We start from the raw sequence: 12,749 nt of genomic DNA on the forward strand, positions 1-12,749 counted from the left end.
CGCTTCCGACTGTTTGGAAGTGCGCCTCTTGACGTGCTGGAATGCGCTGAACTGCCCAGTAGGAATGGGCCTGGGAGACATACAGCGGCACAACGTAGGTGCCGACGCCGAGAGGTTGTTGGTCGAGTGAGGCGAAGCAAGAACAGTCCCGAGCCGGCATCGGCGCGGGGCAACTTCACCCCGCCGCCGCGCGAAGCGGCACGGACCGCACCGGCGGCCGAGGCACCGGCGCCGGCACCGTCGGGTGGCCGGATGTCGCCGCGTAACTGGCGTGTACCCACCAAGCTGAACGCCATCCTGCTCATACCCGTGGTCGTCGGTCTGGTCATGGGCGGTTTCCAGGTGTCGAACTCGATCGCCACCTGGCAGGAGGCCGAGGACGCCGAGAACACCGCACGTCTCGTGCAGGCCTCACTGACGTACGGCAACCGCCTCATCGAGGAGCGCGACATCTCCGCCGCGCCCCTCCTCCAGGGCAAGACGGACGACCCGAAGGTGACGGCGGCCCGTGAGGCCACCGACGCCGCCGCCGAGAAGTTCCACGCCGCGGCCGAGAACATGCCGCACAAGGCGGGCCTCGATCGCCGCATGGCGCAGTTCACCAAGGTCGAGCCGCAGCTGAAGAAGCTGCGCGCCGCCGCGTACACCTCCAAGCTGCCGGGCGTGCAGACCGAAGAGGGCTACGTCGCCATCCAGCACCCGCTGATGGAGTTCGCCAACGAGCTCGGCCTCGGCACCGGCAACATCACCAGCTACGGCCGCACCGTCTACGCGATCTCGCTGACCAAGGCGGCGCTCTCGCTGGAGCGGTCCATCGGCATGCACCTCCTGGTGAAGCCGGGCCCCGGCACCACGAACCTGAGCCGTCAGCGCACCGCGCTCGGCTCCTACGCCTACCTCGAGAACATCGCCATCGAGGAGTACAAGGGCGGCGGTACGGCCGAGGACCTCCAGAAGCTCGAGGACACGATCGCGAAGCTGAAGTCGGACGGCGCCAAGCAGGCGGCCGCGGCCAAGGCCAAGGACCCGTCGTACGTCGCGCCGCCGGAGAACACCAGGATGGTGGCGGCCGTCGTGGGCCTGCCGAGCACGCAGCCCAGCGCGCGGCTCGCGCTCGCCCAGAAGGGCGTCACGCCCGAGAACTGGTGGGCCGTCAACACCGCGAAGTTCGACGCCTATCGCACGATCGAGTCGAATCTCGCGGACAAGGCCGTGACCGAGGCCTCCGGGATCGCCGCCGCCGCCAAGCGCGAGGCGATCATCATCGGTGCCGCCGTCGTGGTCGCCCTGCTCGCCGCGTTCCTGCTCGCCGGGCAGATGGCCCGCCAGATGTCCCGCTCGATGCGCCGGCTGCGCACCGCCGCCTTCGACGTGGCCGAGCAGCGCCTGCCGTCGCTGGTCGACCAGCTCTCGCGCACCGAGCCGGGCCGCGTCGACACCCGCGTCCAGCCGATCCCGATCACCACGACCGACGAGATCGGCGAGGTCGCCCGCGCCTTCGACCAGGTGCACCGTGAGGCCGTCCGGCTCGCCGCCGAGCAGGCCCTGCTGCGGGGCAACATCAACGCGATCTTCACCAACCTGTCGCGCCGCAACCAGTCGCTGATCGAGGGCCAGCTGACCCTCATCACCGACCTGGAGAACAACGAGGCCGACCCGGACCAGCTGGAGAACCTCTTCCGCCTGGACCACCTCGCGACCCGTATGCGCCGCAACGGCGAGAACCTCCTGGTCCTCGCGGGCGAGGAGCCCGGCCGCCGCTGGGACCAGCCCGTCCCGCTCGTCGACGTGCTCCGTGCCGCCACCTCCGAGGTGGAGCAGTACGAGCGCATCGAGCTGGCCGGCGTCCCCGAGGCCGAGATCCACGGCCGTGCGGTCACCGACCTCGTGCACCTGCTCGCCGAGCTGCTGGAGAACGCGACGACGTTCTCCTCCCCGCAGACCAAGGTCCGCGTCACCGCGACCCGTCTCCCCGACGGCCGCGTGATGATCGAGATCCACGACAAGGGCATCGGCCTCACCGCCGAGGACTTCGCGGACATCAACCACAAGCTGGCCAACCCGCCGACCGTGGACGCCGCGATCTCCCAGCGCATGGGCCTGTTCGTGGTCGGCCGCCTCTCCGACCGGCACGGCATCCGCGTCCAGCTGCGCCCCTCGGGCGAGCAGGCGGGGACGACGTCGCTGGTCATGCTCCCCGAGGTGATCACCCACGGTGGCGGCGCCGACCAGCCGCTGGACTCCGAGTTCACCGTCTCGACGATGATCCCGAAGCAGGCCGCCTTCGAGCACGCCCCGCTGCGGACCGCCGCCGAGCTCGGCTTCGACGACAGCCGCTACGACGTCCCGGACGACGCCCGCGAGCTGGACCCGGTCGGCCGCTCCCTCATGCGCGAGGAGCGCCGCGCGGCCCTGGAGGCCCAGCAGCACGACACGGACCGGGCCCCTCAGGACCGCCCGCTGTTCCGTGACGAGTTCCAGCCACAGCAGCCGCAGCAGGACCGTCCGCCCTTCGCCGATCAGAACGCGTACGACACCCAGCAGGCCCCGTACGACAACCACCAGCAGATCGGCTACGACGATCCGCAGCAGGACGTCTACGACGAGCACCAGGTCGGCTACGACGACCGGCAGCAGGGCGGTTACGACGGATTCGTCCCCGTGCAGCCCTCCCACGAGGGCGGGCAGCCGGACGGATTCGCCCCTGGTTACGGCCCGCAGGACGACTATGCGGAAGTGTCGCGGGAGTCGTACAACCCGTTCGACCGGCCCGCGCCGGAGGCCGATTGGCAGGCCCAGCGCGACTACCGGTCCGACTTCCAGGGCCCGTTCGGCCCCGAAGCGGAATCCGCTCCGGGCACTGCCGCGGCGGACCAGGAACGCGTAGGCTTCGACGGGCACGGTGCCGCCCCGGCGGAACCGACCGGACCGGCCCCCTCCGCCCCCCACGCGCTGACCGACGCCGGTCTCCCGCGGCGCGGCGGCGGAGCCCTCCGGGAGCCCGAGCCCGCGCGGCCGCAGGAGCCCGAGCCCCGCTCCGACGAGGACACCAGCTGGCGTTCGGCCAACGACGCCCGGTGGGAACGCGCGGAGCAGCTCAAGAAGCCGAAGGCGGGCGGCGTCACCGCGTCCGGTCTGCCGCGCCGGGTGCCCAAGGCCAATCTGGTCGAGGGCACGGCGGAGTCGACGCCGCAGGGCGGCCCACAGGTCTCCCGCGCCCCCGAGGACGTCCGGGGCAGGCTCAGCAACCTGCGTCGCGGCGTGCAGCGGGGACGCAGTGAGGGCAGCAGTGATACGAACGGCCAGGGCTTCGGTCCTGACAGCACCTACAACCAGGAGCGTTAGTGTGAGCCCGATGAGCCAGGCGGCACAGAACCTGAACTGGTTGATCACCAACTTCGTGGACAACACCCCCGGGGTGTCCCACACGGTGGTGGTCTCCGCCGACGGACTCCTTCTGGCGATGTCCGAAGGGTTCCCCCGTGACCGTGCCGACCAGCTGGCGGCCGTCGCGTCGGGTCTGACCTCGTTGACCGCGGGCGCCTCCCGCATCTTCGAGGGCGGCCCGGTGAACCAGACCGTTGTGGAGATGGAGCGAGGATTCCTCTTCATCATGTCCATCTCGGACGGTTCTTCTCTCGCCGTCCTTGCACACCCCGAGGCGGACATTGGCCTCGTTGGGTACGAGATGGCCCTTCTTGTCGACCGTGCGGGTTCGGTTCTCACCCCGGACCTGCGGGCGGAGCTTCAGGGAAGCCTTCTCAACTAACAGACAGGCAGTGCGTATTCGCGTCCCGGGGCCGTAAGGTTTCGGGACGCGGCTCCACAGTGATGGTGCCCAGCGCAGTCGGAGGAGGAAGTTCGTGTCTGGTTCAGCAACACCCCCGAGCGGTTCGTCGGCCCAGTGGCCGCCCTACGGCCACGGTCACGGCCACGGGCAGGGCCAGGCAGGCATGGGCGACGACGGGTCGCAGAACCGGTACAACTTCCCGTCCTCCCCGTCCTCGGCGAACCACGCCCGGCCGACCCGGCAGCCCGGTCCCTACGACCAGCCGCCCGCGCCCCGTATCCAGCCTGTGCAGCCGCAGCCGCGTCCCGACGCGAATCCCGCACCCGCCGCCAAGAACAACCCGCTGGTGCGCCCGTACGCCATGACGGGCGGTCGCACCAGGCCGCGGTACCAGCTCGCCATCGAGGCGCTGGTGCACACGACCGCGCAGCCGCACCAGTTGCAGGGCCAACTGCCCGAGCACCAGCGGATCTGCAATCTGTGCCGAGAGATCAAGTCGGTCGCCGAAATCTCGGCGCTCCTCACGATCCCCCTCGGTGTGGCCAGGATTCTCGTCGCCGACCTCGCGGAGGCGGGACTGGTCGCCATCCATCAGCCCGGCGGCGACGAGAGCGCCGGCGGCCAGCCAGACGTGACATTGCTCGAAAGGGTGCTCAGTGGACTTCGCAAGCTCTAGCGGAGGGCCGGCTGCTCCAAGCCGCTCCACCACATCGGCGAAGATCGTGGTGGCGGGTGGTTTCGGCGTCGGCAAGACGACGTTCGTGGGCGCCGTCTCCGAGATCAACCCGCTGCGCACCGAGGCCGTCATGACGTCCGCGTCCGCGGGCATCGACGACCTGACCCACACCGGTGACAAGACGACCACCACGGTCGCCATGGACTTCGGCCGCATCACGCTCGACCAGGACCTGATCCTGTACCTCTTCGGTACGCCCGGTCAGGACCGGTTCTGGTTCATGTGGGACGACCTGGTGCGCGGCGCGATCGGCGCGGTCGTCCTCGTCGACACCCGCCGCCTCGCCGACTGCTTCCCCGCGGTCGACTACTTCGAGAACTCCGGCCTGCCCTTCGTCATCGCCCTCAACGGCTTCGACGGCAGCCAGCCGTACAACCCGGACGAGGTCCGCGAGGCCCTCCAGATCGGCCCGGACACCCCGATCATCACGACGGACGCCCGGCACCGCGCCGACGCGAAGTCGACGTTGATCACGTTGGTGGAGCATGCGCTGATGGCGCGGCTGCGGTAGCCGTTCACCGTTCCACGCGAAAGCCGGGGTCCCACGGGGCCCCGGCTTTCGCGTTGTCCGGGCACCGGCGGCCGGCCGCGCGCCACAATGCAGCTCTGTGCTGTCGGTGCCGGGGGGGCTGCGATGAGTGTGGAGGCGGCGGCGATCGGGGTGGGCCGGGTGGTGGCGACCCGTGCCCTCGGAATGTGGCTGGCGCCGCGGCGGCGCGAGCGGGAGAGCCGGGCCGAACTGAGCGAACTCGTCCGCGCCCGGGTCCCGGGGATGCGCGCCCAGCGGGCGGTGGACCGGCAGTTCGAGCAGATGGCGGACGCCGTCGCCGCGCGTCTGGAGCCCTTGCTCGCCCACGAGTTCCGCGAGCTGACCGATGCCGGACGGCGGTCAGCGCTGGACGCGGTCACGGACACCTTCGCGCACGCCGATCTGTCGGACGCGGCTGTCATCGGCTCCGACGCGGACCCCGTCCGCCTCGCCCGCGCCCTGCACGCCGCGCACCCCGCCCCACCCGGCCTGGACGAGGCGGCCGCCCGCTTTCACGACCTGGTGTTCGCGGAGTGCTGCGACTGCTACGTCCGGATCCTGCGGCGGCTGCCGCAGTACACGGAGCGGGCCGTCACGGAACTGCTGGGGCGCACCACCTCGCTGGGCACCGAGGTGAGCCGCATCCTGGAACGGCTGCCCGCCCGTTCGTTGTACGCGCCCGAGGGCTCGGGCGAGGACGACGCCTTCCTGCGGGAGTACCTGGAGCTGGTGGCCGCGTCCCTGGACGAGATGGAGCTGTTCAGCTTCGCCGCCGAGGCGATGCCCAGGGCGCGGCTCTCGGTCGCGTACGTCAGTCTCAGGGCCGGTGACGAGGCCGGGCCCGCCGCGCCGCGCCCCGGCCGATCGGTGCGTACGGGAGCGGGGGCCTGGGTCGAGGCCGAGGAGGCCGGGCAGGGCCAGGGCGTGGAAGCGGCACTGCGTCCGCATCGGCGAGTACTGCTGCGCGGCGAGGCGGGCTCGGGCAAGACGACGCTGCTGCGCTGGTTGGCGGTGACGGCCGCCCGTTCCGTGTTCACCGGGGAACTCGACGGCTGGAACGGCCTGGTGCCGGTGTTGGTGAAGCTGCGCCGGTACGCGGGCCGGCCGCTGCCCCGCCCGGACGAGCTGCTGGACTCGGTCGCGGGCCCGCTCACCGGACACATGCCGTCCGCGTGGATGGACCGACACCTCGCCGCGGGCCGGGTGCTGCTGCTCGTGGACGGTGTCGACGAACTGCTCTCCGAGGACCGGGCCCGGGTCAGGCAGTGGCTGCGCGCACTGCTCCTGGCCTACCCGGACAACCGCGTGGTCGTCACTTCGCGTCCGGCGGCCGCACGCTGGGACTGGCTGCGCGCCCAGGACTTCAAGACGCTGCGGCTGAACCGGATGCGGCCGTCCGATCTCGTGGCCTTCGTCCGGCAGTGGCACGAGGCGGTGGCGGCGAGCGGGGACCGGCTGCCGTGCCGGGTCGACGAACTCCCCTTCTACGAAAGGTCCCTGCTCACCAGCGTCCAGGACCGCGCTCACCTCCAGGCGCTGGCCGGGACGCCACTGGTCGCGGCTCTGCTGTGTGCGCTGCACCTGAGCCGTCGCCGCCAACTGCCCCGGAACCGGATGGAGTTGTACCAGGTCGCTTTGGAGACCCTGGTACAGCGGCGGGACGCGGAGCGGGGCGTGCCCAGCGCGGGCGCGCTGCCGCTGAGCCTCACCGACAAGGTTCACATACTGCGGGCGCTGGCCTGGCGGCTCTCCGACAACAACCGCAGCGAGATCTCCCACGATGTGGCCGTCGTGCACGTGAACCTGGTGATGCGCTCGATGCGTCACCTCGACAACGTCGATCCCGGTGCCGTGCTCGACCACTTGATCGCCCGCTCCGGGGTGCTGCGCGCACCCGCCGAGGGCTGGGTGGATTTCATGCACCGTACGTTCCAGGAGTATCTGGCCGCCGCCGAGGCCGCGGCTCAGGACCGCATGGGCAATCTCGTTGAGCGGGCGCATCTGGATCTGTGGCGGGAGACAGTGGTGCTTGCCGCCGGTCACGCCAACCAGCGCCAGCGGGTCGAACTGGTCGGGGGCGTCCTGGACCGGGCGCGGGCCGAGCCCCGGAACCGGCGGACGTTGCGGCTGCTGGCCGCCGCGTGTCTGGAGACGATGACGACCGTGCCGACGCAGCTCCTCGAACAGCTCGACGCGGCGCAGGATTCGCTGCTGCCGCCGAGGCGCCACTCCGATGCCACCTCACTGGCGACCGTCGGGGCTTCCCTGACACGCAGGCTGCCCGAGTCGCTGGACGGATTGCCCCCTGGAATCGCGACAGCCACGATCCGCACCGCGGCCCTCATCGGCGGGGCGCCCGCACTCGATCTGCTCGTCGAGTACACCAAGGACCCGCGCCCTCAGGTGCACAGGGCACTGGCTGGGGCGTGGGAGTACTTCGACCCGCAGGAGTTCGCGCGGCGCGTGCTGGCCGCGCTTCCCTTGGATCGGACCTGGCTCTCCCTGACCCACGCCGGCCAATGGCCGGTGGTGCTGAAGCTGCGCGAGGCGCGAATGGTCGCCGTCCAGTACCCGTTCCCGCACGGACTGGCCGAGAGCCGGGCGCTGGGAGAGCTGGATTGGCTGTGGCTTCCGTCGCTGCGCGGGGAGAGCGACCTCTCACCGTTGCGGGAGCGGCCGACGCTGCGCAATCTCTCGCTCTGGGGGGACGTGCCCCTGACGGACGTCTCCCCTGTGGCCGACCTGCCGGAGCTGGAGAATCTGCAACTGCAGTTCTGGCCGGAACTGCCCCCAGCAGCAGATGTCCCGCTGCCCTCCGGTCTGACGAGTCTGGGACTCGGCCATTTCCCACCGGGGACGGACCTGTCACCGCTCCTCGTCCCGCGGCCGCTGACCTTCCTGCTGCTCCAGGGCTCGGGGCACCCCGTGGGTCTGGAGGAACTGGGAGCCGCTCATCCCGGACTGCGTTCATTGATCCTCTACGGCTTCGACCTGAGTCGCTGGCTGCCGATCGACGGCGCGCTGCCCTCCTCCGTGGCCAAGCTGGACCTGCGCGGGTGCGTCCTGCCTCGTGACCTGAGCCCTATCGCCGCGCTGCCCCGCCTGCGCGAGGTGATCCTGCACGGCTGCCGCCCGGCCGACGACGCTCCCACTGTCTCGCTCGCCTCCCTGGCCCGCCCCTCCACCCGCCGCACCGTACTGGTCCGCGTCATCGGGACCACCCCCCTCTCCCCCACCGAGCCGAATGTCCCCGGCATCCGCCTGAAGCGCCGCTGAACGCCGAAGGACCGGCACACCCTCGCGGGGGTGCCGGTCCTTCGGTGACTTCGGTGACTTCGGTGAGAGTCTCAGCGCCAGCTGTGCGGCGCCCGGAAGCCGGGCTCGCGCTCCAGGCGGCGCCAGCCCGCGCGGGGCTGGCGGGCGGGGTGGGAGGGGGCGGGGGCGGGGGCGGGCTGGGCGGAGGCGCGGGCGAGGAGGATCGCGGTGATGGCCGCGACCTCTTCGGGCTCGGCGTGGCCCTTCTCGACACGGATGTCAGGCATGGACATGTGGCAGGTCTCCTACTGCGGGGGGTTGCCGTGCTTGCGGGACGGCAGGTCGGCGTGCTTGGTGCGGAGCATGGCCAGGGAGCGGATCAGTACCTCGCGCGTCTCGGCGGGGTCGATCACGTCGTCGACGAGGCCGCGCTCCGCCGCGTAGTACGGGTGCATCAGCTCGGACTTGTACTCCTTGACCATGCGCGCCCGCATGGCCTCGGGGTCCTCGGCCTCGGCGATCTGGCGGCGGAAGATCACGTTGGCCGCGCCCTCGGCGCCCATGACCGCGATCTCGTTGGTCGGCCAGGCGTAGGTGAGGTCGGCGCCGATGGACTGGGAGTCCATGACGATGTACGCGCCGCCGTACGCCTTGCGGAGGATGAGGGAGATACGGGGCACCGTGGCGTTGCAGTACGCGTACAGCAGCTTGGCGCCGTGGCGGATGATGCCGCCGTGCTCCTGGTCGACGCCGGGCAGGAAGCCGGGGACGTCGAGGAGCGTGACGATCGGGATGTTGAAGGCGTCGCACATCTGGACGAAGCGCGCGGCCTTCTCCGACGCCTCGATGTCCAGGACGCCGGCCAGGGCCTGCGGCTGGTTGGCGACGATGCCGACGACCTGGCCGTCGAGCCGGGCCAGGGCGCAGATGATGTTGCGCGCCCAGCGCTCGTGGACCTCCAGGTAGTCGCCGTCGTCGACGAGCTCCTCGATCACCTTGGTCATGTCGTACGGGCGGTTGCCGTCGGCCGGGACCAGGTCGAGCAGGACGTCGCCGCGACGGTCCGCCGGGTCGTCGGACTCGATCGTCGGCGGGTTCTCGCGGTTGTTCTGCGGGAGCAGGGAGAGCAGGTAGCGGACTTCGGCGAGGCAGGTCTCCTCGTCGTCGTACGCGAAGTGGCTGACGCCGCTGGTCTCGGCGTGGACGTCGGCGCCGCCCAGACCGTTCTGCGTGATCTCCTCGCCCGTGACCGCCTTGACCACGTCCGGGCCGGTGATGAACATCTGCGAGGTCTCACGGACCATGAACACGAAGTCCGTCAGCGCCGGGCTGTAGGCCGCGCCGCCCGCGCACGGGCCCAGCATCACACTGATCTGCGGGATCACGCCCGACGCCTTGGTGTTGCGCTGGAAGATGCCGCCGTACCCGGCCAGCGCCGAGACGCCCTCCTGGATCCGGGCGCCCGCACCGTCGTTCAGCGACACCAGCGGCGCACCCGCCGCGATCGCCATGTCCATGATCTTGTGGATCTTCGTGGCGTGCGCCTCGCCCAGCGCCCCGCCGAAGATCCGGAAGTCGTGCGCGTACACGAAGACCGTGCGGCCCTCGACCGTTCCCCAGCCGGTGATGACACCGTCGGTGTGCGGCTTCTTCGCCTCCAGGCCGAACCCGGTCGCCCGGTGCCGCCGCAACTGCTCGACCTCGTTGAACGAACCCTCGTCCAGAAGCAGCGCGATGCGCTCGCGCGCCGTCAGCTTCCCCTTCGCGTGCTGGGCCGCGGTCGCCTTCTCACTCGGTCCGGCCAGCGCCTGCGCACGGATCGCGTGCAGCTCGGCCACCCGCCCGCGGGCGTCGGTGGGCTCGTCACCCGGGTTCGAGGCGGTGTCGTCCAAAACGGTCATGTAGTGACCTTACGAAGTGGAGAGGGGAAAACGGTCCGTCGACTCCGTACAGTCTCCGGCCCGTTTTCCTGGTAGCCCTGAACAGAACCTCGCCAAGAGAGGGCCGAAGTGACTGCTCAGCACGGGTCCGTCTTGTAGACGTCAAACAAAGCCACCCCCTGAGACCCGCCTCACACCGACCCGCGGGCAGGCGTGAGACGCACGCCCGAAAGGGCGACATACGGCGTGTCGGGCTGTAATCGAAGAAGCACGTACCGTTTGATGTTGAAAGTTGAACTTCATCGCGCTACAGTCGTAGCCAGTTGATGGTTCAACGTTCAACATCAGCGCACCACTCCACCCGGCACCCCCGTGCCGCCCGTCCCCAAGGAGCACGTCATGGGCATCTTCGGCCGCAAGAACGAGTCCACCGCCACCCCCGCCGCCGCTGCCACCGCCGCGCCGGTCAGCCCGGACCTCGCCGCGCTCACCGGTGAGTACACCGTCGACCCCGCGCACACCACGCTCGGCTTCGTCGCCCGGCACGCCATGGTGACCAACGTGAAGGGCAGCTTCACCGACTTCACCGGCTCGCTGCACCTGGACGGCTCGGACCCGTCGAAGTCGACGGCCTCCTTCGACGTGCAGATGACGAGCATCGAGACCGGCAACGCCGACCGTGACGGTCACCTCAAGAGCGCCGACTTCTTCAAGACCGACGAGTTCCCGACGATGACGTTCCGGTCCACGTCCGCCGAGTCCCTGGGCGGCGACGACTACCGCATCACCGGTGACCTGACGATCCTCGGCACCACCAAGCCGCTCAGCATCGACCTGGAGTTCAACGGCGCCGCGAAGGACCCGTTCGGCAACGAGCGCGTGGGCTTCGAGGGCAAGACGGAGATCCTCCGCTCGGAGTGGGGCCTCACGTGGAACGCCGCGCTGGAGACCGGTGGCGTCCTCGTCTCGGACAAGATCAAGCTGAACTTCGACATCTCGGCGATCAAGGAGGCCTGAACCGGCCTTCCGCACCGGCCGCGGAGGCCGGGCCGGCTGGATCGGTGAGTTGAGGCGGTCACGGACTCCGTGGCCGCCAACTCCGTTTCCGGGGCGCCCCGTTCGAGGTCGCGCCCGCGGCACACGCGCGGCGCCCCGTGTGTCATGCTGCGCCCCATGCCGCCCACCCCTGAACGGAGCGTCGACGCCGAGGCCGTCCGACGGGAGATCCTCGACGAGGGCGCGGGCCCGGCACCGTACGTACTGCGGGGCGCTCACGTCACGGGCGCCCTCGCGCTCGACGGCGCCGAGATCAAACGGCTCGTACGGTTCGAGGACTGCCGGTTCGACGAGCCGCTGACGCTGGAGGCGGCGAGCACGCTCGCGTTCACCGTGACGGACTGCGAGCTGCCCGGGTTCCACGCCCCGACAGCGCGCATGGGCGGGCGCCTCGACCTGCGCGGTTCGACCGTCACCGGGGGACGGCGCGGCGCGGTGAACCTCGTCCACGCCCATGTGGCGGGCGGGCTGCGGCTCGACCGGGCCCGTCTCGTGGCGGAGGAGGAGATCGCCCTGAACGCGGGCGGTCTGGTGATGGAGGGCGGCGTCTTCTGCGAGGGCGGGTTCGTCGCCCACGGCCAGGTCCTGCTGCCGGGCGCCGAGTTGCCGGGCGGTCTGTGGCTGCGCGGCGCCCGGATCGTGGTGCCGGAGGCCGACACGGTGGCGTTCAACGGGGACGGGCTGCACGCCTCGACGGTCCGCATGCAGATGGGGTGCAGGGTCGACGGCCGGGTCCGGCTGCGCGGGGCGCGGATCGACGACCTGCTCTCGTTCCACGAGGCCGAACTCCGCGGCGAGGGCTCGTCGTTGATGTGCGTCGGCGCCCAGGTGGAGGCGCTGGACCTGCGGTTCGCCCGGCCCCCCGCCGGCGGCGTGAACCTGCGCAACGCCCGCGCGACCCGCATCCAGGACCGCCCCGCCACCTGGCGGCGGCCGCTCGGGCTCGACGGGCTGACGTACGACTGGCTGGAGGCGACCTCCGACAGCCGGCGCGAGGACACCGGGAACCGGCTCGCCTGGCTGAGCCACCAGCCCGTGTTCGCCCCGCAGCCGTACGAGCAACTCGCCGCGCACTACCGGAGGCAGGGGCAGGACGACGAGGCCCGGCGGGTCCTGCTCGCGCGGGAACGGCAGCGGCGCTCCGCGCGGCGCCCGCTGGGGCGGGCCTGGGGGCTGCTGCTGGACGTGACGGTGGGCTACGGGTACCGGCCGTGGATCGCCGGGATCTGGCTGGTGCTGCTCACCCTCTTCGGCACGCTCGTCTTCCACGCGCACACCCCCGTGCCGAACAAGCGGGGCGAGGGCGCGCCCTTCAACCCGGTCGCGTACACGCTCGATCTGCTGATCCCGGTCGGCGGTCTCGGCCAGCGCGGCGCCTGGCACTGGGCCGAAACGGGCGTGCAGGGCCTGGCGTACACGCTGATCGCGGTCGGCTGGCTGCTGACGACGACGCTGCTCGCCGGGGTGACGCGCACACTGAGCCGCGGCTGACCCCGCCCGTGT

General features: G+C 70.8%; 9 protein-coding genes. 7 read left to right on the forward strand and 2 right to left on the reverse strand.

Translation table 11 applies throughout. The annotated features are described in order from the left end of the window. The first annotated feature begins 126 nt into the window (after positions 1–126). The 5 genes from ACYBSK_RS29930 to ACYBSK_RS29950 all read left to right on the forward strand — a co-directional run bounded on the left by ACYBSK_RS29930 (position 127) and on the right by ACYBSK_RS29950 (position 8,331). Positions 127–3,345 (forward strand): nitrate- and nitrite sensing domain-containing protein, encoded by a 3,219-nt coding sequence (locus tag ACYBSK_RS29930; RefSeq protein WP_460243994.1) that lies wholly within the window; start codon positions 127–129, stop codon positions 3,343–3,345. 10 nt (positions 3,346–3,355) lie between these two features. Continuing rightward, on the forward strand, positions 3,356–3,769 hold the full coding sequence (locus ACYBSK_RS29935; RefSeq protein WP_240140277.1) for a roadblock/LC7 domain-containing protein: 414 nt from the start codon (positions 3,356–3,358) through the stop codon (positions 3,767–3,769). Positions 3,770–3,863: 94 nt separating this feature from the next. Further along, positions 3,864–4,466: a DUF742 domain-containing protein gene (locus ACYBSK_RS29940; protein WP_457480365.1), complete on the forward strand. Its 603-nt coding sequence runs from the start codon at positions 3,864–3,866 to the stop codon at positions 4,464–4,466. Continuing rightward, complete coding sequence (locus ACYBSK_RS29945) at positions 4,447–5,037, forward strand: GTP-binding protein (protein ID WP_457480366.1); 591 nt, start codon at positions 4,447–4,449, stop codon at positions 5,035–5,037. The genes ACYBSK_RS29940 and ACYBSK_RS29945 overlap by 20 nt, the downstream gene beginning before the upstream one ends. Before the next feature lie 123 nt (positions 5,038–5,160). Further along, on the forward strand, positions 5,161–8,331 hold the full coding sequence (locus ACYBSK_RS29950) for an NACHT domain-containing protein (protein WP_460243995.1): 3,171 nt from the start codon (positions 5,161–5,163) through the stop codon (positions 8,329–8,331). Positions 8,332–8,402: 71 nt separating this feature from the next. Here ACYBSK_RS29950 and ACYBSK_RS29955 read toward each other — a convergent pair whose 3' ends face one another. Together ACYBSK_RS29955 and ACYBSK_RS29960 are read right to left on the reverse strand one after the other, a co-directional pair. Continuing rightward, positions 8,403–8,603, reverse strand: coding sequence for an acyl-CoA carboxylase subunit epsilon (locus ACYBSK_RS29955; RefSeq protein ID WP_460243996.1), 201 nt, complete (start codon positions 8,601–8,603; stop codon positions 8,403–8,405). Positions 8,604–8,615: 12 nt separating this feature from the next. Continuing rightward, positions 8,616–10,211 (reverse strand): acyl-CoA carboxylase subunit beta, encoded by a 1,596-nt coding sequence (locus tag ACYBSK_RS29960; protein WP_460243997.1) that lies wholly within the window; start codon positions 10,209–10,211, stop codon positions 8,616–8,618. A 378-nt stretch (positions 10,212–10,589) separates the two neighbouring features. On the opposite strand from ACYBSK_RS29960, the gene ACYBSK_RS29965 reads away from it, so the two are divergent. Then, positions 10,590–11,207, forward strand: coding sequence for a YceI family protein (locus tag ACYBSK_RS29965; RefSeq protein WP_460243998.1), 618 nt, complete (start codon positions 10,590–10,592; stop codon positions 11,205–11,207). 156 nt (positions 11,208–11,363) lie between these two features. Beyond that, on the forward strand, positions 11,364–12,737 hold the full coding sequence (locus ACYBSK_RS29970) for an oxidoreductase (RefSeq protein WP_460243999.1): 1,374 nt from the start codon (positions 11,364–11,366) through the stop codon (positions 12,735–12,737). Positions 12,738–12,749 lie beyond the last annotated feature (12 nt).

The sequence above is a fragment of the Streptomyces sp. BYX5S genome, assembly GCF_054724165.1.